This is a genomic window from Solirubrobacter phytolaccae, assembly GCF_027587195.1.
GTDB lineage: Bacteria > Actinomycetota > Thermoleophilia > Solirubrobacterales > Solirubrobacteraceae > Solirubrobacter > Solirubrobacter phytolaccae.
Window position 1 is genome coordinate 145,560 of sequence record NZ_JAPDDP010000003.1, and the last position, 22,407, is coordinate 167,966.

18 protein-coding genes are annotated in these 22,407 nt (G+C 72.6%); 11 read left to right on the plus strand and 7 right to left on the minus strand.

The window, feature by feature from the left end; all coding sequences use genetic code 11:
• Positions 1 to 34 precede the first annotated feature (34 nt).
• Positions 35 to 1,696, plus strand: coding sequence for an ArnT family glycosyltransferase (locus OJ997_RS02660; protein ID WP_270023448.1), 1,662 nt, complete (start codon positions 35 to 37; stop codon positions 1,694 to 1,696).
• 21 nt (positions 1,697 to 1,717) lie between these two features.
• Complete coding sequence (locus tag OJ997_RS02665; RefSeq protein WP_270023449.1) at positions 1,718 to 4,006, plus strand: hypothetical protein; 2,289 nt, start codon at positions 1,718 to 1,720, stop codon at positions 4,004 to 4,006.
• Here OJ997_RS02665 and OJ997_RS02670 read toward each other — a convergent pair.
• Genes OJ997_RS02670 through abc-f form a run of 4 tightly spaced genes read right to left on the minus strand, consistent with a single transcriptional unit; the run spans position 4,003 to position 8,980 of the window.
• Positions 4,003 to 5,145: an alginate O-acetyltransferase AlgX-related protein gene (locus OJ997_RS02670; RefSeq protein ID WP_270023450.1), complete on the minus strand. Its 1,143-nt coding sequence runs from the start codon at positions 5,143 to 5,145 to the stop codon at positions 4,003 to 4,005. The two genes, OJ997_RS02665 and OJ997_RS02670, sit on opposite strands and share 4 nt — an antisense overlap.
• Positions 5,145 to 6,569, minus strand: coding sequence for an MBOAT family O-acyltransferase (locus tag OJ997_RS02675; protein ID WP_270023451.1), 1,425 nt, complete (start codon positions 6,567 to 6,569; stop codon positions 5,145 to 5,147). The genes OJ997_RS02670 and OJ997_RS02675 overlap by 1 nt, the downstream gene beginning before the upstream one ends.
• Positions 6,570 to 6,596: 27 nt before the next feature.
• A complete protein-coding gene (locus OJ997_RS02680; RefSeq protein WP_270023452.1) occupies positions 6,597 to 7,325 on the minus strand; it encodes a glycosyltransferase family 2 protein in 729 nt (242 codons plus the stop codon).
• An 11-nt stretch (positions 7,326 to 7,336) separates the two neighbouring features.
• Complete coding sequence (gene abc-f, locus OJ997_RS02685; protein ID WP_270023453.1) at positions 7,337 to 8,980, minus strand: ribosomal protection-like ABC-F family protein; 1,644 nt, start codon at positions 8,978 to 8,980, stop codon at positions 7,337 to 7,339.
• Positions 8,981 to 9,044: 64 nt separating this feature from the next.
• Here abc-f and OJ997_RS02690 point away from each other — a divergent pair, with 64 nt between their 5' ends.
• Genes OJ997_RS02690 through OJ997_RS02705 form a run of 4 tightly spaced genes read left to right on the plus strand, consistent with a single transcriptional unit; the run spans position 9,045 to position 11,686 of the window.
• Positions 9,045 to 9,938, plus strand: a complete 894-nt coding sequence (locus OJ997_RS02690) for a D-isomer specific 2-hydroxyacid dehydrogenase family protein (protein ID WP_270023454.1) — start codon at positions 9,045 to 9,047, stop codon at positions 9,936 to 9,938.
• Between the two features lie 30 nt (positions 9,939 to 9,968).
• A complete protein-coding gene (mscL, locus tag OJ997_RS02695) occupies positions 9,969 to 10,358 on the plus strand; it encodes a large conductance mechanosensitive channel protein MscL (protein ID WP_270023455.1) in 390 nt (129 codons plus the stop codon).
• Between the two features lie 14 nt (positions 10,359 to 10,372).
• The gene (otsB, locus tag OJ997_RS02700; RefSeq protein ID WP_270023456.1) at positions 10,373 to 11,173 is read left to right on the plus strand and encodes a trehalose-phosphatase; all 801 of its coding nucleotides are present in this window, start codon (positions 10,373 to 10,375) and stop codon (positions 11,171 to 11,173) included.
• Entirely contained in the window at positions 11,174 to 11,686 is a 513-nt protein-coding gene (locus OJ997_RS02705; RefSeq protein WP_270023457.1) for a hypothetical protein, read from the plus strand.
• On the opposite strand, the gene OJ997_RS02710 is transcribed toward OJ997_RS02705, so the two are convergent.
• A complete protein-coding gene (locus OJ997_RS02710) occupies positions 11,671 to 12,405 on the minus strand; it encodes an ACT domain-containing protein (protein ID WP_270023458.1) in 735 nt (244 codons plus the stop codon). The genes OJ997_RS02705 and OJ997_RS02710 overlap by 16 nt on opposite strands.
• Before the next feature lie 22 nt (positions 12,406 to 12,427).
• Here OJ997_RS02710 and OJ997_RS02715 point away from each other — a divergent pair, with 22 nt between their 5' ends.
• Entirely contained in the window at positions 12,428 to 13,453 is a 1,026-nt protein-coding gene (locus OJ997_RS02715) for a glycosyltransferase (RefSeq protein WP_270023459.1), read from the plus strand.
• Here the strand turns inward: OJ997_RS02715 and OJ997_RS02720 are convergent.
• Both OJ997_RS02720 and polX read right to left on the minus strand, forming a co-directional pair.
• Positions 13,450 to 15,552, minus strand: a complete 2,103-nt coding sequence (locus tag OJ997_RS02720) for a nidogen-like domain-containing protein (protein WP_270023460.1) — start codon at positions 15,550 to 15,552, stop codon at positions 13,450 to 13,452. The two genes, OJ997_RS02715 and OJ997_RS02720, sit on opposite strands and share 4 nt — an antisense overlap.
• Before the next feature lie 67 nt (positions 15,553 to 15,619).
• Positions 15,620 to 17,383 carry a DNA polymerase/3'-5' exonuclease PolX gene (polX, locus tag OJ997_RS02725; RefSeq protein WP_270023461.1) on the minus strand — a complete coding sequence of 588 codons (1,764 nt, stop codon included), beginning with the start codon at positions 17,381 to 17,383 and terminating at the stop codon, positions 15,620 to 15,622.
• Positions 17,384 to 17,410: 27 nt separating this feature from the next.
• On the opposite strand from polX, the gene OJ997_RS02730 reads away from it, so the two are divergent.
• The 4 genes from OJ997_RS02730 to OJ997_RS02745 are packed head-to-tail and all read left to right on the plus strand — an operon-like array spanning position 17,411 to position 22,355.
• Complete coding sequence (locus OJ997_RS02730) at positions 17,411 to 18,178, plus strand: polyprenol monophosphomannose synthase (RefSeq protein ID WP_270023462.1); 768 nt, start codon at positions 17,411 to 17,413, stop codon at positions 18,176 to 18,178.
• A complete protein-coding gene (locus tag OJ997_RS02735; protein WP_270023463.1) occupies positions 18,168 to 18,836 on the plus strand; it encodes a hypothetical protein in 669 nt (222 codons plus the stop codon). Before OJ997_RS02730 ends, OJ997_RS02735 begins: the two co-directional genes overlap by 11 nt.
• Positions 18,837 to 18,870: 34 nt before the next feature.
• Positions 18,871 to 19,197, plus strand: a complete 327-nt coding sequence (trxA, locus tag OJ997_RS02740) for a thioredoxin (RefSeq protein ID WP_270023464.1) — start codon at positions 18,871 to 18,873, stop codon at positions 19,195 to 19,197.
• Between the two features lie 14 nt (positions 19,198 to 19,211).
• Positions 19,212 to 22,355, plus strand: coding sequence for an ATP-binding protein (locus OJ997_RS02745; protein WP_270023465.1), 3,144 nt, complete (start codon positions 19,212 to 19,214; stop codon positions 22,353 to 22,355).
• Positions 22,356 to 22,407 lie beyond the last annotated feature (52 nt).

Here is a 22,407-nt window from a genome sequence, read left to right on the forward strand (position 1 = left end):
CAGCCGTTCAGCGTCCCTCGTACACTCGACCGCCGTGATTTCGCGCGACCGCGCACCCGCCGCGATCCTCGCGCTGATCCTGCTCGTAGCGTTCGGGCTGCGGGTGTGGAGCCTGGGGCACGGGCTGCCGTACGCGTACAACCTGGACGAGCGGGCGCACTTCGTCCCGCACGCGGTGGCGATGACGACCGGGGACCTGAACCCCGGGTACTTCATCAACCCGCCGTTCCTGACCTACATCCTCGCCGGATGGCTGAGCGTGATCCATCTGGGTGGCGTCGAGCAGTGGTTCGCGGACGACGCGGGCGCGGTGTTCCTCGCGGGCCGCTGGATCAGCGTGTTCTTCGGGGTCGGGACGGTCGCGGCGACGTACTTCGCGGGCAAGGCGTGGTTCGGGCGCAAGGCCGGGCTGATCGCTGCGGCGGTCATCGCCGTCACGTTCCTGCCGGTCTTCTACTCGCGGCTCGCTTTGAACGACGGGCCGGGGATGCTGCCGTGCGCGCTCGCGTTGTGGGCGTGCGCGGTCGTCCTGCGCACGGGCTCGACGAAGGCGCTGCTCGCGGGCGGCGCCGCCGTCGGCCTCGCGGCGAGCTTCAAGTACTCCGACGGTGCGGTCGTGATCGCGCTGGTAATCGCCGCGTTCTTGAGCCCGCTGTCCATCAAGGACGCGCTCAAGGGCCTCGTGTTCGCCGGGCTGATCGCGATCGCCGCCGTGATCGTCACCAACCCGTACCTGTTCGCGGACTGGGACACGTTCATCAACGACCTGGACCGCCAGCGCAAGTTCGCGGGCGGCGCGGCGCTGCTCGGCCAGCCCGAGCGCAACGGCTGGTGGTACTACCTGACGTCCTCCACGTGGGCGCTGGGCTGGTTCCCGAGCGTGTTCGCCGTCCTCGGCGGGGCCCTGCTGATCGCCAAGCGCCGTTACAAGGAGGCCGCCGTCCTCGGCGGCCTGATCTTCCTGTACTGGCTGTACATGGGCAGCCAGAGCCGCTTCTACGCGCGCTGGATGCTGCCGCTGTACCCGGCGCTCGCGGTCCTCGTGGGCTACGCGCTGTCGGTCGCCTTCGCCGAGGCCAGGACGAAGAAGCTCTGGGTTCCGGCCCTCGTGACGACGCTGCTGATCCTCGTCACCGCGATCCCGACGATCGAGAACGCGATCGTCATGGGCCGCGAGGACACGCGCACGCAGACCCGCAACTGGCTCGTCGCCAACGTCCCGCAGGGCACGAAGGTGTCGTTCGAGCCGATCGCGCCGACCGAGTGGTACGGCTCCACGCCGGGCGGCGGCGCGAAGGCGCACCCCATCCAGCAGTGGGAGCGCTTCAACCGCAACGACGCGATCATCGCCGAGCTCGCCAAGGAGCACGGCGGTGCCCGGCGCACCGCGAACTTCCAGAACTACGAGCGCACGCTCACCCCCGGGCTGGTGGACATCTACCGGCGCGAGGGCGTGTGCTGGATCGTCACCGGCTCCACGCAGTACGGCCGCGCGCAGGCCGAGCCCAAGCGCGCGCCCGCGGCGCTCAAGTACTACGCCGCGCTCGAGCAGCAGGCCGACGTCGTCTTCAAGACCGACCCCACCGACGGCAACCTGCCGCGCTACCAGGTGGACAAGTCGTTCAACTACATCGAGTCCGCGTTCAAGCGACCGGGGCCGGAGATGATCGTGTACCGGCTCCGCAACTGCGCCTGAGTCGGCGCGTTAAGGGTCCTCGTGCGGATCCTGATTGCTTCGCTGCTGCTTCTCCTCGCCGCGCCGGTCGCCTCGGCCCGCGTCGTCGTCGTCGCCACCGGTACCAACCAGGTGCAGCTGATCGACACCCGCACGAACGCGCCCGCCTCGGTGCGCGTCCCCGGCCCGGCCAAGGCGGTCGCGGCCACGCCCGACGGCTCGCGCGCGCTGATCGCGACGGACCGGACCGTCACGATCTATGACCTCAACGCCCGCGCGGTCCTCGGCGTCGTGCAGCTGCAGGGCGCGCCGGCCGCGCTCGCGATCTCCCCGGACGGCACCCGCGCGTACGCCGCGCGCAAGAGCGGGATCGAGATCATCGACCTCGCGACCGCCACCCGCGCAGGCCTGCGCACGCTCTCCGGCACGCCGCTCGACCTGGCGGTGACGACCGACCGCGCGGTGGTAGTCCAGACGGGCGGCAAGGTGGCCGTGCTCAACCTCGACACCGGCCGGCTCGTCCGCCGCCTGAAGCTCAAGGGCGCCGCGGGCGTCTCGATCGCCCAGGGCCAGGCGTGGATTTCCGCGACCGAGCCCAAGCGCAAGAAGAAGAAGCCGGCGGCGCGGCTCGTCCGCATCAGCCCCGCGACCGGCGGCCTGACCGGCTCGGTCGCGCTGCGCACCGACGGCGGTGGCGGCGTGGGCGTCTCGCCCGACGGGTCCCGCGCGATCGTCGCCCCCGGCGCCAAGCTCGCGGGCATCCATCGCAAGGCCGCGCTCGTCGACCTCGCCAAGCGCCGCGTGATCGCCCGCCCGGCCACCGGCGGCGGGCCCGGCCGCGCCGCGTACGCCCCGGACGGCGCGCGCCTGTACGTGTCGGACGCGAAGGCCAAGACGGTCTCGGTGCTATCCGCGTTCACGGGCGTGCGCCTGAAGACGGTCCGGCTCGGCGGCGCGCCCGGCGCGCTCGTCGTCCAGCCCGGGCTCGCGCTGCTGGTCGGCACGGAGCTCGACGACGTCCTCAACGGCACCCGCGGCGCCGACTTCCTGCGCGGGCTCGGCGGCAACGACATCCTGCGCGGCCAGCGCGGCGACGACCAGCTCGACGGTGGCCCCGGCAACGACATCCTCTCCGGCGCCTCGGGCAACGAGACGATCGTCGGCGGCGAGGGCAACGACACGGCCTACGGCGACACCGGCCAGGACCAGATCGACCTCGGCCCCGGCGACGACACCGCCCAGGGCGGCCTCTCCAACGACGTGATCGACGGCGGCCCCGGCAACGACAAGATGGACGGCGGCGACGCGGACGACACCCTGCGCGGCGGCGAGGGCGACGACATCATCGGCGAGAAGGGCCTCGGCAACGACATCCTGCTCGAGGGCGGCCCCGGCAACGACCTGCTCGACGGCGGCCGCGGCAACGACCGCCTGATCGACGGCGGGCCGGGCGACGACCAGCTCTACGGCCAGAACGGCGCCGACAAGCTCGACGGCGGCGACGGCGACGACTTCCTCGTCGGCGGCCGCGCCGGCGACCAGCTCCTCGGCCGCGCCGGCAACGACACCATCCAGGGCAACGCCGGGCGCGACAACATCTTCGGCCAGGCCGGCGACGACACGCTCGACGGCGGCGGTGAGGACGACCGCCTGTCCGGCTACGACGGGGACGACCAGATCACCGGCGGCAGCGGCGCCGACGAGATCTTCGGCGGTGACGACGACGACACCATCCGCGTCGCCGACGACTCCGCCGACTTCGTCTTCTGCGGCCGCGGCAAGGACACGGTCTACACCGAGGACACCGCCCCCACCCGCGACCAGCTCGACTCGTGCGAGACCGTCGTCGCGATCCCGCCCGAGCCGTCCACCGACGAGCCGCCGCCCTCGGTCATCCGCGGCGGCTTCGGCAACGACAACCTCGTCGGCACCGAAGGCCCCGACTCGCTGTTCGGCTCGGTCGGCAACGACACCCTCAACGGCCTCGGCGGCGACGACTACGTGGACGGCGAGCATCAGGACGACGTCGTCACCGGCGGCGCGGGCAACGACCAGGTCTACGGCCGCTACGGCGACGACCAGGTGTTCGGCGGCGACGGCAACGACCAGATCGAGGGCGGCTTCGGCCGCGACTACGTCGACGGCGGCCCGGGCGACGACATCATCTCCGGCACCCAGGACGAGGACCTCGTCCAGGGCGGCCCCGGCAACGACCGCATCGACGCGGTCGACGGCGCCGTGGACCGCATCGACTGCGGCGACGGCCAGGACGTCGTTGCGGTGGACCCGGTCGACGTCGTCGTCGGGGGCTGCGAGGACATCCGCCGCTAGCCGGCGGCGGCGAGCGCGGCCTCGAGCGCGTCCATGAACGCCGGGGTGACGATCCCGGCGTCCGAGACGAGGTACGTGACGTCGCGCTCGACCTTCTCGAGGATCACGGTGTCCGCCGCGACGATCGCCTGGATGAGCTGGTCGGCCGGCGTCGTGAGCCAGTCGGCCGGGACCAGCTCCTGCATGTAGGGCGTGAGCCCGACCGCGAGCGTCGGGCCGAAGGAGTCGATCAGGAACGCGGTGCGGCCCGGGTACACGGGCGCGCCCGCGGGCCGCTGGATCTTCCAGTCCGGCCCGGTGCGCGTGGCGTTGGCGCCGATCAGCGCGGCCAGGTCGCCGGTGTGCTCGACGCGGCCCTTGACGATCTCGGACTCGCGGATGGGCGGGCCGTCGAGGTGCTCGAGCACCGCGCGCGCCGCCTGCACGCCGCCCTTGGTGTTCCAGTGCGTGTCCTCGGGCCAGTAGCTCTCCTGCGGCGGGTCGGCGCGCCCGGCGAGCATCGTCTTGCGCAGCGGGAGCAGCTCGGGGAGACCGGCGTCCTCGACCCGTCGCCACCCCTCGCGCTTACCCGCCGCGTAGCAATCCTGCTCGGCGAAGCCGTCCTTCGGCAGGTAGCGCGAATAGACCGTGGACTTGTCCGGCGGGATCACGAAGGCGACCTTGCGCCCGCTGTCGCGAATGAGCTCGATGAGCCGGCGGTAGCGACGCATCGCCTCGTCCCAGGCGATCGACGGCTTGCAGGCGTTCTGGAGATCAGCCTCCAGGAAGAGCCAGCCGTCGCGGCCCTTCAGCACGCCGGTCGGCGGCGGCGCGGCACCGGGCGCGGGCGTGGGGGTCGGCTTGGCCGGCTGCTCGGGCTTGCCGAACGGCAGCGCGTTCTCCTCGCCGCCCGAGTAGTCCGGCGTGGTGTCGAACACGTTCACCGACACCCAGGTGTTGGCGCGCACGGCCTGCTCGCGCAACGGCAGGCGGTCGACGAAGAAGCGCGTGGCGCCGTCGAACGCGTCCCAGCCGTCCGACAGCGCCGGGCGCGGCGCCATCGGGCGGTTCTCGAACGGCCGCGCGCGGACGCCGCCCGCCCACAGCAGCAGCGGGGCGGCGAAGAACAGCAGGGCGAAGGCGGCGACGAGCTTGCGCATCAGAACTGGAAGTAGAGGAAGGGGCTGAAGGAGCCGGCGGCGACCACGATCGCCGCGTACGCCGCCGTGGCGAGCACCGCGCAGCGCGCGTACAGCGGCGCGCCGTCCCAACGGCCCATCAGCACCTTGCCCATGACGAAGTCACGCGGGAGCAGGGCGCTGGCCAGGCCGACCACGAGCGCGAACACGGCCTGACCGTGCAGCGCGGCCTCCACGCGCGGGTCCAGCCCGCTGAAGTCGAAGGACACCATCGCGCCCATGAAGGCGAGCGCCTGGTCCAGGTCGGCGACGCGGAACAGGACCCAGCCGAACACGACGACGACGAAGGTGACGAGGCGCCGCGGCCACTGCAGGCGCTCGTCGCTCCAGCGGTTGATCCCGCCCAGGCGCTCACCGACGAGCAGCAGGCCGTTGTAGACCCCCCACAGCAGGAACGTCCACGCCGCGCCGTGCCAGAAGCCGGTGAGCAGGAACACGAACAGCAGGTTGCGCACGGTGTGCGCCTGCGTGCCGCGCGAACCGCCGAGCGGGATGTACACGTAGTCGCGGAACCAGCGCGACAGCGTCATGTGCCAGCGCCGCCAGAAGTCCGTCATCGACACCGACGAGTACGGGCGGTTGAAGTTCTCCGGGAAGCGCAGGCCGAACATCCGCGCCATGCCGATGGCCATGTCGCTGTAGCCCGAGAAGTCGAAGTAGATCTGGACCGTGTAGGCCAGCGCGCCCAGCCACGCCGTGCCCGACGTCGGGTTGCTGGAGACCGCGAACGCGGCGTCCGCCACGCGGCCCGCCGGATCGGCGATCACGACCTTCTTCGACAGGCCGAGGGCGAAGCGCGGGAAGCCCTCCGCGATGTCGTTCAGGCGCTCCGACCGCGGCGGCGGCGTACGGATCTGGTCGTCGATCTCGTGGTAGCGGATGATCGGTCCCGCGATCAGCTGCGGGAAGAACGCCATGTACTCCGTGTAGTCCGCCAGCGAGCGCATCGGCCGCGCGTGGCCGCGGTAGATGTCGACGATGTACGAGATCGCGTGGAACGTGAAGAACGAGATGCCGATCGGCAGCGCGATGTCCGGGACGCCGATCGTCCCGTCGCCCAGCAGCGCGTCGATCTGCTCGGCCACGAACACCGTGTACTTCCAAGCGAACAGCAGCGCCAGGTTGAAGACCAGCGCGACGATCAGCGCCGTCTTGGCCCGCTCCGGCCTGGGGCCGTGCTTGAAGCGCTGGATGAGCGCGCCGGCGACGAAGTTGAAGCCGATGCTCGCCAGGAACACGAACAGGAACGCGTGGGCGCCCCAGACGTAGAAGCCGAGGCTGACGACCGCCAGCAGCGCGTTGCGGCCGGCGGGCGGCAACGCCAGGTAGCCGGCCAGCACGACCGGCATGAACAACCACAGGAACTCGATCGAGGAGAAGACCATGCACGGCCCGTCGCCGGGCGGAGCAGTCTACGAAGTGAACCGGAAGCGGAACAGCGCGGCGACGGCGCCGAAGCCGTCCTTCCACGTGATCTTCTTGCCCTCGGCGTACGAGCGGCCGTAGTAGGAGATCGGCACTTCGTAGAGCCGGATCTCCGGGCCGAAGCGGAGGATCTTCGCGGTCAGCTCGGGCTCGATGCGGAAGTCGTTGGAGACGAGCGTGAGGCCACGCACGAGGTCGCCGCGGAAGGCCTTGTAGCCGACTTCCATGTCCGAGATCGTCGTGTTGTAGAGCACGTTCGACAGCAGCGTGAGGAAGCGGTTGCCGGCGTAGTGCCAGAAGAGGTGGGCGCGCTGGGCGTGGGCGCCGCCGCGCAGGCGGGTGCCGAAGACGGCGTCGGCGACGCCGGTCAGGAGCGGGTCGATCAGCGCCGGGATGTCCTTGGGCGAGTACTCGAGGTCGGCGTCCTGGATGAGCAGGATGTCGCCGTGGGACTCGTCGATGCCGCGGCGGACCGCGGCGCCCTTGCCGAGGTTGCGCGGCTGGGCGTGGACCGTCACCTGCGGGTAGGTGGCGGCGAGGCGCGCGAGCTCGGCGGCGGAGCCGTCCGTGGAGCCGTCGTCGACGAGCAGGATCTCGAGGCGCAGGTCGAGCGCGAGCAGCTCCTCGACGACCTGCGCGACGGTCTTCTCCTCGTTGAAGACCGGGACGACGACGCTGACGAGCGGCCGTCCGGCGCCGTTGCTGGGCTCAGACACGGCGCGCCATGCTAGCCGGTGGACCGCACAAGCTCAGCGTTCACGGACCAACCGCCCTCGTAGGCCCGCACCTCACCGTCGGCCACGTGCACGATCCGGTCGGCGATCCGGTCCAGGAAGTAGCGGTCGTGCGAGACGGCGATGACGGTCCCGTCGTAGCGCTCCAGCGCGCCTTCGAGCGCCTCGATCGAGTCGATGTCGAGGTGGTTCGTCGGCTCGTCGAGGACGAGGCAGTTCGGCGCGTCCTGCATCAGGCACAGGAACGCGAGCCGGGTCCGCTCGCCGCCGCTCAGCGACCCGACCGGCCGCCGCGTCTGCTCGTAGTCGAACAGGAACGCCATCAGGAGCCGCACGGCGGCGTCCTCGGCCAGCGAGCGGCCGGCGCGGAGCGCGTCGAGCACGGTCGCCTCGTCCGACAGCGAGCCCGCCGCCTGGGAGAGATAGCCCAGCGTGATGCCGTCACCGGCCCAGCGCGTGCCGTCGAGCGGCTCGAGCTCCTCGGTCAACACGCGCAGCAAGGTCGTCTTGCCGCCGCCGTTCGGGCCGACGACGCCGACGCGCTCGCCCCGCCCGACGACCAGCTCGACGTCGAGCAGCACCGGCTCGTCGCCGTAGCCCGCGTCAACGCCCTCCAGGGCGAGCACGCGCTGGCCGCCGCGCTGGCCGGACCGCAGCGCCAAAGCCATCTTGCGCCGCTCGAAGACGGGCCGGTCGACCTTCTCCATGCGGTCGATCTGCATCTGCTTGACGCGCGCCTGCTTGGCCATCCGCTCGTTGACGCGGATGTGCGCCCAGTGGCGGAAGCGCCGCACCGCCTCTTCCAGGCGCGCGATCTCCTTCTGCTGGGTCACGTACACCTGCCGCTGGCGTTCGAGCTCGAGCTCGCGCGCGAGGACGTAGGCGCTGTAGTTGCCCGGCCACATGCGGATCGTGCCGTTGTCGAGCTCGGCGATCTCGGCCACGGCCGCGTCGAGCAGGTGGCGGTCGTGGGAGATCATCACGACCGCGCCGTCGAAGTCGTCCAACAGCGCGCCGAACCGCTCGCGGCGGGCCATGTCCAGGTGCGCCTCGGGCTCGTCGAGCAGCAGGACGTCCGGCCGGCGCGCGAGGCAGGCCGCCAGCGCGACGAGCTTGCGCTGGCCGCCGGAGAGCTCGCTCGTGGGCATCTCGAGCAGCGGACCGTCGATGCCGAGCGCGCGCAGATGGCCGAGCGCCTCGCCCTCGGCGCGGTCGCCGCCCGCGTCCGTCCAGCGGGCGAGCACGCGCTCGTGGTGCGCGAGCGCGCGGCTCATCGCGTCCAGGTCGGACGCGAGGTGCGGGTCCGACAGGCGGCGCTCCGCCGCGTGCAGCTCCGCTTCCAGCGTCTCCAGCTCCGGTCGGGCGGCGCGGACCGTGGCCCGCGGGTCGCGCTCGTCGCCGTCGACGATCTGCGGCAGGTGCGCCCACACCAGCCCGCGACGGCGGGTGACGGCGCCGTCGTCGGCCACGTCCAGCCCGGCGAGGATCCGCAGCAGCGTGGACTTGCCGCCGCCGTTGGGCCCGAGGATGCCGATCCGCGAGCTCGCCTCGACGTCGAGGTCGGTGCCGCGCAGGATCTTCCGGCCGCCGAACGACTTCGTCAGGCCTCGGGCGGCGAGCAGCGGTACGACGGACATGGCGGATAGCGTCGCGAGCACCCGGGTATGGGGCAATCGAGCCAGCCGCACCCGTACACACGAGATGCCCGCCCCCAAGATCCATATCGGCCCCGAACCGGCCGACCACCTCGTCCAGGCCGTCGAGGACGGTGGCGGGCGCGTGGTCGGCCTGAGCGAGGCCGAGGCGATCGTCTGGGCCGGGCCGGAGACGGACTTCCCCGCGGAGCTGCCGTCGAGCGTCCGCTGGGTCCAGCTGCAGTCCGCGGGGATCGAGCCGTGGGTGGAGCGGATCCGCGCTGCGCCGGAGGACGTCCAGTTCACGAGCGCGGTCGGCGCGTACGCGTCGCAGGTCGCCGAGCACGCGCTCGCGCTGCTCCTCGCGGGTGTCCGCGGGATCGCGGGCTACGCGCGGGCGAGGACGTGGGACCGCCGCGACGACCCGGTCCTCGAAGGCTCGACGGTCGCGATCGTCGGCGCCGGCGGGATCGGGCGCGAGCTGATCCGCCTGCTCGAACCGCACGACGTGCAGATCCTCGCCGTCACCCGCTCTGGGCGGGACGACACGATCCCGGTCGAGCGGCTCGGCGAAGTCTGGGGCAAGGCCGACCACTTCGTGATCGCCGCGCCCGCGACGGACGGCACCCGCCATCTCGTTGGTGCGGACGAGCTCGCGCAGATGCGCCCGCACGCGTGGATCGTGAACATCGCGCGCGGGTCGCTGATCGACCAGGACGCGCTCGTCGAGGCCTTGCGCTCGAACAAGATCGGCGGCGCGGCGCTCGACGTGACCGACCCCGAGCCGCTGCCGGACGACCACCCGCTGTGGAACGAGCCGCGCGCGCTGATCACCCCGCACGTCGCCAACCCGCAGCAGACCATGGACCGCGACCTCGCCAAGCGCGTGCGCGCGAACGTGGAACGTTTCGCGGCGGGGGAGGCGCTGATCGCGCCGATCAGCCGCGATCAGGGGTACTGAGCCGCCGCTGCAAGCGCGAGACTCCCGCGCATGCTGAAAGAGTTTCGCGAGTTCGTCCTGCGGGGCAACGTTGTCGACCTCGCCATCGCCGTCATCATCGGCGCCGCGTTCGGAGCGCTGGTCGCCTCGGCGGTGGAGAACATCTTCACGCCGTTGATCGCCGCGATCGTCGGCAAGCCGGACTTCAGTGAGCTGACGTTCTCGATCAACGGGTCGGTGTTCAAGTACGGCCTGTTCCTCAACGCGCTGATCTCGTTCCTCTCGATCGCCGCGGTCGTGTTCTTCTTCGTCGTCAAGCCGATGAACACGTTCCTGGCGCTGCGCAAGCAGGACGACGTCACGCCCGAGGCGGAGTCTCCCGCCGAGGATGTGCGCCTGCTCACGGAGATCCGTGACCTGCTGGCGGAGCGTCGCCCGTAGGCAATACTGGACCCGTGCCCTCAGCCACGATCGAAGACCTCCTCCAACCGCTGCGCGACGCGCCTGAGCGCTCCGCGGTGCTCCTGGACGTCGACGGCGTGCTCGCGCCGATCGTGGAGCAGCCCGACGACGCCCACATGCCCGAGACGACGCGCCGGCCGTTGATCGAGGTCGCGCGCCGCTACGGCGTCGTGGCCTGCGTGTCCGGGCGGCGGGCGTCCGACGCGCGCCGGATCGTCTCCCTCGGCTCGATCGCGTACCTCGGCTCGCACGGCTCCGAGGTGCTGCGGCCCGGCACGATCGCGCCGGAGATGGACCGGGAGCTGCAGGCGTGGACGCGCCGGGTGCAGGCCTTCGCCCACGACGCCTACGGCGAGAAGCTGCGGCGCCTGCGCGTCCGGCTGGAGGACAAGGAGGCGATCGCCGCGCTGCACTGGCGCGGCACGCCCGACGAGGAGGACTCGCGGGCCGCGATCGAGGAGGTCGCCGAGAACGCCGAGGCGGCCGGCTTCGTCACGCACTGGGGCCGCAAGGTGCTGGAGATCCGCCCGCCCGTCCGGATCGACAAGGGCGCCGGGATCGTCGGCCTGCTGCACTCCACGGACCTCGCCGCCGCCGTCTACGTCGGCGATGACGTGACCGACCTCGACGCCTTCCGCGGGCTCGCCGAGCTGCAGGAACGCGGGCGGCTCGGCTACGCGCTGCGCGTCGGCGTGCGCTCGGACGAGACGCCGCCGGCCCTCGAGGAAGAGGCCGACACGATGGTCGAGGGCACGGACGGCGTCCGCGACCTGCTCCGCGCGTTGTTGATCTAGGTGCGCTTCGGCGACTTCCTGAAAGCGACGGTCCTGCTGAGCGCAGCGTCGGCGACGTTGCTCGCCGCGCTGACCGTGATCGGGATCTCCGGCCAGCTCGACCAGACGCCCGCGATCGTGTGCGCCGTCTGGTGGGTGCTCGCCACCCTCATCGGGACCGTGATGGGCGCGCGCACGGAGGCCACGGCGCAGATCGCGCGGCTGCTGGCGATGGCGCGCACGGAGCACATGCTCCCCGACCTGCACCCGGCGCGGACGATCCTCAACCGGCTCTGGCCGCTGCTGATCTCGACGGTCGGCGCGGGCGTGCTGTCGGTGTTCCTGCCGCAGGTGGGCGGGATCGCGGCCGGGTTCGCGATCATCTGGGCGCTCGCGTGGCGCCGCCAGGAGGCCGCGGTCGCCGCGATCGAGGAACGCGACGGCGCCCGCTTCTACATCGACAAGACGTCACCGCTCGGCGCGATGAAGCTCGTCCGCACGCCGGGGTTCGGCGGCGACTACCTGCGCGTCTGAGCTTCCGCTTCCACCTCAACGGTCCAGCGGGGGTCCAGGAGCGAGTGGATCACCAGCATCGTCGAGGCGGGCCGCGCATCGGCGAACACCTCGCCGTGGGCGCGCATCGCGCCGTCGACGTCGGCCTCGGGCGTGAGGTAGGTGCGGGTGCGGACGACGTCGTCCACGGTCGCGCCCGCCTCGTTGAGCGCCTTCGCGACGATCTCCCAGGCCCGCTTGGCCTGCTCGTAGGTGGACTCGGGGCAGCCGCCGTCGGGCAGCACCGGGCCGGTGCCGGAGACGAGCACGCGGTCGCCGTCGCGCACCGCGCGTGAGAAGCCGATCACCGGCTCGTACGGCGAGCCCGAGGAGATCAGTCGCCGGCCCAGGGACTGCAGCGCGGCGAGCGCGGCCTCCAGGTCCGGGGCCTTCACGAGCACGTAGTCGGTGTCGTAGGTGGAGACGGCGAAGATCGAGATGCCGGCCGCGGCGAGCGGCGTCGCGATCCGCGCGAGCACACCCGTCTCGCTGAACGGGATCGGCCCCGGCACCTGCAGCGCCTTCCAGCCCTCCTCGACCGTGACGTCCGGCGGCACGGCCTCCTCCGGGCACACGATCGACAGCTCGTCCGGCGTGCGCGTGATCGACATGAGCCCCTCGTGCAGCTCGAGCGCCCACGAGGGCACGCGATCCGACGGCGGGAGGCGGCAGATGGAGTAGGTCCCTTCGAGCACGTTCATCTCGCGCCAGAATGCCAGGCCGATGGCCCGAGCCGACGTCTTGATCGTGTCCCTCGGCGGCACCGCCGGCCTGCGTGAGGCCGACGAGGAGCTCGCCGCGTCCCTGCGCCGCGCCGGCGCGAGGGTCGAGATCGCCCGCACGCAGCGCCCGCCGGAGCTGCGCACGTACGCCGCGCTCGAGCTCGCCTGGGCCCTGAACGCCCGCCGGGCCGCCGTGCAGGCGATCCGCGAGCACACCCCGCGCGCGGTCCTGTACTCGAGCACCACGGCGGCGCTGCTCGGCCCGGTCCCGGGCGCGATCCGCTTCGACGCGCCCGCGGCCGGCAACCGCCCCGGCCGCCACGGGATCTGGCAACGCCCGGTGGAGGCGCGCCGCTTCAACGCCGCGCCGCTGCTCGTGCCGTGGAGCGAGGGCGGGCTGGAAGAGGCCCCGACGCCGCGCGCGGGCGCCGTGATCGTCCCGGTCCCGGTCGAGCCGAGTGGCCCGCCCGAGGTGAAGGACATCGCCGCGCTCACCTACGGCGCGAACCCGGAGAAGAAGGGCCTGGACCGCGTCCTCGCCGCCTGGGCGCGCAACGGCCGCGCGGGCGAGGAGCTGGTCGTGGCGGGCCTCGACGCGGCCGCGGGCGGCGAATGGCTGGAGCGGGCGGGCGGGGCCGCCGCGGGCGCCGTGGGCGGCACGGGCGGCACGGGCGGCACGGTGCGGTTCACCGGCATGATCCCGCGCGACGAGTACCGCGCGCTGTTGCGGCGAGCCCGCGTCTTCGTCACCGCCCCGCGCCGCGAGGACTACGGCATCGCCCAGCTCGAGGCCCTCGCCGACGGCTGCCTGCTCGTCACCAACGCGGCGGCAGGGCCGTACGCCGCCCTGCCGCTCGCCTGGGCGCTCGACCCGCGCCTGGTCGGCGACGCGCTGGACGTCCGCGCCGCGCTCGACGACCCCGTCCCCGGCTACGCGGCCCGCGCGGCCGCGGCGGTCGCGCCGTTCGGGCGCGCCGCCGTGGACCGCGTGGTCGCCGAGGCGCTGTTGCCGCGGCTCGTTCCCTAGGGCGTGCTGGCCGCGAGCGTGTAGGTCAGCGTCTTCCGGTAGTCGCCGGTCAGCAGCGCGTCCCGGGCGTTGATGCGCTGGCGGAACTCGACCCGCGCGGGCTCGAGGCTGAAGGGGCTCTGCCAGGCCTGGAGTCGCACCGGGCCTGCGGCCAGCGTCCCGAACGAGCCGCCGGTCCCGCGGGCCTCGAGCGCGGTCGGCAGCGCGGCGGTGCCGTTGACGAGCCGCCCCGTCGCGGTCGTGCTCGGATCGTGCACCGTCAGCACCGCGGCCCCGGTCGTCGACGTCGCGGTCACGTCCATCGACGCGAGGTAGTCGCGCGTCAGACCGGGCGAGAACGTCCCGAAGCGGGGCGGCGCGCCCAGGCTGAGCGACAGCACCGGCGCCACCGTGCCGACGATGTCCCCGATCGCGGAGGTCGACTCCGGGCAGTTGAGCACGAGATCGAGGTTCGTGACCTCGGGCGGGATCTCGAGCACACCCGATTCGACGAAGTCCTTGCTCGGGTCCTGCGGGTCGGTGCACCCGGCCTTGCTCGCGCGCACCTTGTAGAAGCCCTTTGCGACGAGCCAGGCGTACTCGCCGCGCGTGCCCGTGCGGTCGGGGTTGCGGCGGTTGCTCGGGGACATGATCGTGCTGCCGTCCGGCACGACCGTGAACGGGCCGCCCGCGTCGTCGGAGCGCAGCAGCGTGACCGTCGCGTCCTCGACCGCGGCCCCGGAGGGCGTGAGCACGCGCCCGCTCGGGTCCAGGTAGATGTCGAACTCGAGGGGCGGTGTCGACCCGTCCGGGCAGGTGATCTCGTAGCGGAACGTGACGCGATCGGGTTGCCAGCTCAAGCCGCCCGGGAAGCTCGCCACGTACTGGCCGGGCTGGGTCGCCGATTCCGGGAGCACCGTCGTGAGCAGCCGCTGGCCGGAGCTCGCGAAGACCCGCAGGATGACCAGCGCGCCGGGGCAGGCCGTCGTCGTGACGTCGAAGTCGGTCGTGTTGTCGATGCTCGGCAGCCCGAGCAGGTTCAGGTGCCACGGCGTGATCGTGGTCCCGTCCGGCACGAGGAGCGGCCGGCCGAGCACGATCTTGTTCGCGGTCACCGCCGGGCTCGTGGCCGGGATCTGGAGCGGGATCGTCTCGGGCAGCACGCCCGCGAGGATCGCGTTCGCCGTCACGGTGTGCGGTCCCGGAGCGAGCCCCGTCAGCGTGTAGTCGCCGTTGGCGTCGGTGTTGCCGCTGACGCACGGGCCCGGATTCGTCGGGCAGATCTCGATGCTGCTGAGCACCGGGTTGCCCTTGTTGTCCACGACCTGGCCCGACACCGAGATGCCGGTCGCGGCGCCGCCGCCGCGGAACAGGAACGTGTAGCGGCCGAGGATCGTCGAGTTCAACGAGCCCTTGGTCAGCCCGGTCGGCGAGCTGTCGAGCAGCGCGCCGGGAACCGTCGACCCAGGCAGCTCGAATAGCTTCGGCGCCAAGCGATCGCCGTTGCCGTAGCCGACCCGCGCCGGACGGCCGCCGAGGCCGTTCGTCCCACCGTCGAAGTCCCCGCTCTCCCACTCGACCTTGTCGTAGTTGAACTGGACGTCGAAGTCGCCCGGCACGCCCGGCGACGCTGACTGGTCGATCAACAGCAGCTGGAACGTGTTGCGGCGGTTGTCGTGCACGTCGCCATAGCCCACACCCTGGTTGGACGACCCGACCCAGTTCGCGCAGAAGACGTCGACGCCGCCGATCTTCGTGGTGCCCCACGTCACCAGGCCCGAGAACGCGCCACGCGTGTCGACATCGGCGTAGAACGGCGCGATCACCGGCTGGCCCGCCGCGGCCAGGTCCTGCCGGGTGTTCGGCCGCTCGAACGGATGCCCGTTGAACGCGACGTGGCCGTTGTTGCTGAGCCACAGCCGCGTGTAGCTCTTGCCGAACAGGTTCACCGCGAACGGCAGCGGGATCGCCGCGGTCGCGGAGTCGTTCGCCGGGACCGTGTTGCTCATGCACGCCGGGTCCTGCACGACCGCCGCCGCGTGCACGGGCGTGGACGGCAACGCGAGCACGACACCTGCCGCCAGCACGGCGACCGGCGCACACCTCTTCACCCATCTCATGGCACGACCTCCTACGGACTCGGGAGTTCCTTCCGAGCCGTAGAGGGCTTCACGTGCCTCGGTTGATCTACTTCTTATGCAAGCCTGGATCTTCGGCTAGTGACCGCTTGCGGAGCTTGGCGAACTCCGCCCACGGGCGCGTGTTGGCCACCTGCTCAGGGGTGAGCCAGGCGCGGCGCGCGGTCGCGACGCCGTAGCGGAGGTTGCCCAGCGTCTCCGCGCCGTGCGCGTCGGAGTCGATCAGGATCGTCACGCCCGCCGCGGCCGCGGCGCGGGCGTAGATGTCGTTCATGTCGCGGCGGTCCGGGGCCGAGTTGATCTCGATCATCGTGCCGTTGGCGGCCGCCGCTTCGATCACGCGGCTCATGTCGATCGCGTACGCGGGGCGGGCCTCGATCTTGCGGCCCGTCGGATGGCCGATCGCGTCCAGCCACGGGTGGTTGATCGCCGTGATCATGCGCTCGGTCATCGCGGCCTCGTCCATGCCGAAGGACGTGTGGACCGAGCCGATCACCCAGTCCAGGCGCTGCAGGAGCTCGTCCGGGTAGTCCAGCGAGCCGTCCGGGAGGATGTTGGACTCCGTGCCCGCGAGCACGGTGAAGCCGTCCAGGCGTTCGTTCAAGGCCGCGATCTCGTCGATCCGCGCCTCCAGCGCCTCGGGGGTGACGTGGTTGCCGAACCCGTGCGAGGCCGAGTGGTCGGTGATCGCGAGGTACTCGTAGCCGAGCTGCTGCGCCGCCGCGACCATCTCCTCGAGCGTGTTGCGGCCGTCCGACAAGGTCGTGTGGCAGTGCAGGTCGCCGCGCATTTCGTCGAGCGTGATCAGCTCCGGCAGCTCGCCCTTGAGCGCCGCGTCGAGCTCCCCGCGCCCCTCGCGCAGCTCGGGCGGGATCCACGGCAGGCCGAGCCGCTCGTAGACCTCCTCCTCGGTCGCGCAGCGCGTCGTCTCGCCGGTCTCGTCGTCGAGCACGCCGTACTCGGAGATGTGCAGGCCGCGCTTGACCATCGCCTCGCGCAGCTGCACGTTGTGGGCCTTGGAGCCCGTGAAGTGCTGCAACACGTTGCCGAACTGGTCGGGTGCGACGACCTTCAGGTCCACCTTCATGCCCGAGTGGGTGACCACGCGGGCGCCGGCCGGGCCGCTCTGCTGGACGGACTCGACGAGCTCGAGGCCCGCCAGCGTGTCGACGAGCGCCTGCGCGTCGGACGCGGTGGCGATGATGTCGATGTCCTTGACCGAGTCGCCCCAGCGGCGCGCGGAGCCCGCGACCTCGACCTGATCGGACGACGGATGCTCGCGCAGCGCGCCGGCGATCTGCTCGGCGATCGGCAGCGCGCGGGAGAGCACGACGCGCTCCGCGGGCGCGCCGCCGGCCGCCTCGTGCGCGGCGAGCGCCTTGAGCAGGTTCTCCTCGCCCTTGGGCCCGAAGCCCTTGACCGCGCGCACCTGCTCCTGCTCGGCTGCGGCCCGCAGCGCCTCGAGCGAGTCGACGCCGAGCGCGTCGTAGAGCTGGCGCGCCCGCTTGGCGCCGAACCCGGGCAGCTTGGTCATCTCGACCAGCCCGGCGGGGAACTTGGCGCGCAGCTTGACGGCGGACGGGATGTCCCCGGTCTCGTCGAGGGCGCGCAGCTTCTCCTCGAGCGTCTTGCCGATCCCCGGCACGGTCGTGACCTTGCCCTCGCGGGTGAGGCCCATGATCGAGACGGAGGAGTCGCGCACGGCCTTGGCCGCCGTGCGGTAGGCGATCACTCGATAGGAGACGGCTCCGTCGAGCTCGTAGAGATCGCCCAGCTCATCCAGCCGGGCGGCAATGTCGGCGTTGGTGTGCATCGGCCCCGTTAACCTACGCGCCTCGCTATGGACGGCTCCGTTTGGGTGATCCTGCCGACCTACAACGAAGCCGACAACTTGGAGGCCGTCGTAGGGGGCATTCGCGCGGCCACGCCCGAGGTTCACATCCTCGTCGTGGACGACAACTCGCCCGACGGCACGGGCAGGCTGGCCGACGGCATGGCCGAGACGGACGCGCGGCTGCACGTCCTCCATCGCCCGGGGAAGTCCGGCCTCGGCCGCGCGTACACCGCCGGCTTCGCGTACGCGCTCGAGCAGGACGCGGGCTACGTGGTCGAGATGGACGCGGACCTCTCGCACGACCCGGCCGACCTGCCGCGGCTGATCGCGGCCGCGGTCGACGGCGCCGACCTCGTGCTCGGCTCGCGCTACACGACCGGCGGCGGGATCGAGAACTGGGGCCTGGAGCGGCGGATCATCTCGCGCGTCGGCTGCAGCTACGCGCGGCGCGTGCTCGGCGTGAAGGTGCGCGACCTCACCGGCGGCTTCAAGTGCTTCCGCGCCGAGACGCTGCGCGCGATCGACGCCGCCAGCGCCGAGGCGCAGGGCTACGGCTTCCAGGTCGAGCTCACGTACCGCGTGCTCTCGCTCGGGCTGAAGGTGGTCGAGGTGCCGATCCGCTTCCGCGAGCGCCGGCTCGGCGAGTCCAAGATGTCCGCCCACATCGCCCTCGAGGCGGCGTGGCGCGTTCCGGCGTTGCGGTTCGGACCTCGGCGGTGGCGTCCGCTTGAGGCCGCGCGCAGCAGCGCCGATGCAGTACCCAATGAAGGCTGACTCGCTCGCCGTCGTCCAGGGCTGGCCGCACACCCGCGCCACGCTGCGCCGGTGGAACGCCAACCCCTGGCGGATGTTCGGCGCGTGGGCGTTCGGGTCGCTGCTGGTCACCGCGCTGCTGCTGGCCGCGACCTGGTTCGTGGCCGACAACGCGCTACCCGACTCCACGCGCCACAGCTACCCCGGGCTCACCCGCCCCGCGACGCTGGAGGACTTCGGCTTTGTCCTGCGCCGCAACTTCACGGTGCTGGCGCTGCACGCCCTGGCCTGCGTGGCCGGGTTCATGGCGGGCTGGGTCCGCCCCGGCGAGCGCGCGACGCGCGCCCAGCGCCATGCCGCGCCCCTCGCGATCATCTTCGTCACCGCGGCCACGCTCTTCTCCCTCATCGCGCAGGCCAACGCGCTCGGTCACGGTGCCGCCGACCTGGCCTGGATGCTGAACGTGGAACCGCATACGCTGTTGCTGCGCCTGCTTCCCCACGCGCTGCCGGAGCTGTTCGCCGTCTTCCTGCCGCTCGCGGCGTGGTCGATCGCCAGCCGACGTGGCGCATGGGACGAGCTCTTGGCGGCAACAATCGCGACAACGGCGATCGCGGGCCCGCTGGTGCTCCTCGCGGCCGCCATCGAGACCTGGGTGACACCGCTATACTTTTTATAGCGACCCGAGACTTCCCGAAGGGACCTTTTCAGCCATGGCAGCCAACATCACCGACGTCAGCGACAACAACTTCCAGGCGGAAGTGCTCGAGAACGACAAGCCGGTGCTGGTGGACTTCTGGGCTCCCTGGTGTGGCCCGTGCCGTATGGTCGCCCCCGCGCTGGAGCAGATCGCGTCCGAGCGCGACGACCTGCGCATCGTCAAGCTGAACACCGACGAGAACCAGCAGACCGCGATCCAGTACCAGGTGCTCGCGATCCCGACCATGATCCTGTTCAAGAACGGGCAGGAAGTCACGCGGATCCAGGGCGCCAAGCCCAAGAAGGGCATCGAAGCCGACATCGAGCCCGCGCTGGCCTAGTAGGTTCCCGCCGGTTGAGCGCCGGCTGGAACATCAACCTCTGTGGCGAGCTCCGGGTGGAGCTCGCCGGTGAGCAGCGCGAGCTGCGTGGCCGCCAGGGCCGCCTCGCGTTCGCCTACCTCGTGCTGCACCGCGACCGCGCGGTGCGCCGGGACGAGCTGATCGACGCGCTGTGGGCGCACGAGGGCGCCCCGCCCTCGGACACGGCGCTCGCGCCCGTCCTCTCCCGCCTGCGCCGGGCGATCGCGCCGGCGACGCTCGAAGGCCGCGAGACGCTGCGGTTGCACTTCCCGGCCCCGGTGTGGATCGACGTCGAAGCCATCCGCACCGCCGAGCCGCGCCAGGTCGCGGCGCTCACCGAGCCCGGGCTGCTGCCGCAGTTCGACGTGCCGTGGCTGCGCGAGCCCCGCGAGGCACTCGAGGAGCAGCGGCTGAACGCGCTCGAGTGGCTCGCCCGCGCCGGCGACGAGCGCGCCGGCCGTGAGGCGGTCGCCGCCGCGCCGTTCCGCGAGTCGGCGCGGGTGGCGCTGATCGAGGCGCTGATCGCGCGCGGCAACCACGCCGAGGCGCTGCGCACCTACGACGAGCTGCGCGTGCTCTTGCGCGAGGAGCTCGGCACGACGCCCGGGCCAGACCTGATCGCGCTGCACGAGCGGCTGCTCGAGCCCGCGCCGCGAGTCCGCGCGGCGCGGCCCGCGGGCCTGGTCGAGCGCGAGGACGAGCTCGCCGCGATCACCGGCGCGCTCGCCCGGCTCGCCACGGGAGAGGGCGGCGTGCTGGCCTTCGAGGGTCCCGCCGGGATCGGCAAGACGCGGCTGCTCGGCGTGCTGCGCGAGCGCGCGCTGGACGCGGGCGTGACCGTGCTCGACGCCCGTGCGGGCGTGCTCGAGCGCGAGTTCGGCTTCGGCGTCGTGCGCCAGCTGTTCGAGGCGGTCGCCGCGGCCGACCCCCCGCCCGCCGGTGCCCGCGCGGTGTTCGGCGGCGAGGCGGTCGCGAGCGAGGGCCTGTTCTCGGTCTTGTCGGCGCTGTTCCAGTACACGGCGGGGCTCGCGACGCGCGGCCCGCTCGTGCTCGCGATCGACGACCTGCAGTGGAGCGACACGTCGTCGCTGCGGTTCGTCGCCTACCTCGCACGGCGGATCGCGGCGCTGCCCGTGCTCGTCGCGACGACCGTGCGCACCGGCGAGCCCGACGTCGACGAGCTGCTGCTGGGCGAGGTCGGGCAGGACCCGGCGACCGTCGCCGTGCAGCCGCGGCCCCTGAGCGCCGACGGAACCGCGGGCGTGGTCGGCGACGTGCTCGGCGCCGACGCCGACGGCGCGTTCGTGGCCGCCTGCCGGGAGGTCACCGGCGGCAACCCGTTGCTGCTGCGCCAGCTGCTCGCCGCGCTCGCCGCCGAGCAGGTGGTGCCGGACGCCGCGCACGCCGCGTCCGTGCGGGCGATCGGCCCGCGCGCGGTCTCGAAGACCGTCCTGCTGCGGCTGGCGCGACTGCCGGCGCCGGCCGTCGACGTCGCCCGCGCGGTCGCCGTGCTCGGCGAAGGGCCGGAGCTCCCCGCGCTCGCGGCGCTGGCCGGGACGACCGAGGACGTCGCCGCGGAGACGATCGAGGCGCTGACGCGGGCCGAGATCCTGCGCGCCGACGAGCCGCTCGGCTTCGTCCACCCGCTCGTGCGCGACGCCGTCTACCTCGAGCTGCCCGCCGCCCGTCGCGGGCTCGAGCACGCGCGCGCCGCACGGCTGCTGGTGGACCTGGGCGCCACGCCCGAGCGGATCGCCGCGCAGCTGATGCTCGCCCCGCCGCGCGGGGACGCCTGGGTGGTCGAGCGGCTGCGGGAGGCGGCGCGGATCGCGATCGAGCGCGGCGCGCCCGACGCGGCGCTCACCCACCTCCAGCGGGCGCAGGACGAGCCGCCCGCGCCGGAAGAGCGCGCCGCGCTCACGCTCGAGCTGGGTACCGCCGCCGAGTTCCTGCGCGGGACGCCCGCCGCGGAGGCGCTCGCGCAGGCCCACGCGTCGCTCACCGATCCCGACGCCCGCGGCCTGGCCGCTCTGCTGCTCGCCCGCACGCTGCTGTTCATGGATCCGGCGGACGCGATGGACGTCGTCGACCGCGCGCTCGCCGAGCTGCAGCCCGGCCAGGAGGATCTCGAGTACGCGCTACGTGCGATCCGGATCGTCGGCGTGTTCTTCGGCGTCTCCGACCCCGCGAACCTGCGGGAGCTGGAGGCCTGGCGCGCCGGCCCACGCGGGCAGGGCCCTGGCGCCAAGACGCTGACCGCGATCACGTCCCTGGCGGTCGCGATCCTGCTCGGCGGCGGTGACGAGGCCGCGGCCCTCGCGCGTGAGTCGCTGGAGGGGGACGCGATGCCGCAGTTCGACCGCGGGACGTTCACGGTGCTCCCGGCGACCGTGCTGACCCTGGACGAGCCTGCCTCCTCCGAGCCCGAGTGGGTGCGAATCCGTGCGCTGTCGGCCCGCCGCGGCTCGGTGCTCGACGCGGTCGGCGCAGACCTGTGGAGCGGCTACGCCGCGCTCTGGACCGGCGACCTCGTCGCCGCTGTCGAGCGGCTGGAGCACGCGATGGAGGGCGAGGCGCTGTTCGGCAGCGCCGGCAACGCGCACATGGCGTACTCGTCCGCGTTCCTCGCGCTCGCGTGGCACGAGCGCGGCGACCGGGAGCGGGCGTGGGAGGCGCTGCGCCACGCCGGCGACCAGGCGGGCCCGTCCGATGGCGAGCGGTTCTGGATGATCAGCCACGCGGAGCTGCTGCTCGCGGACGGGGAGACGGCGCGGGCCCGCGCACTGGCGGAGGCGCTGGCGGCCACGCGGCCGCCCGACATGCACCCGCTCTGGCATCCGTGGCGCTCCCTGCTCGCGCGAGCCGCGGCGGCGGAGGGCGATCGGGACACCGCGTCACGCCTCGCGGGCGAAGAGCTGGCGCTCGCTCGCCGGCGCGCCGCACCGTGGGTCGTGGGCCGGAGCCTGCGGCTGCTCGGCTCGCTGACCGGCGACGCTGACGCGTTGCGGGAAGCGGTGACGCTGCTCGACGCCACGTCGGCGCGCCTGGAGCGCGCCAAGGCGCACGCGGCGGCCGGCAACCACGCGCTCGCGTCCGAGCTCGCGCGGGCGTGCGGCGCGGTCCGCCTCGCCGTCTGACGTCGATCTGCAGCATGTCGCGGGGCATCGTGCCCCGCGAGCGTTGCCGGAA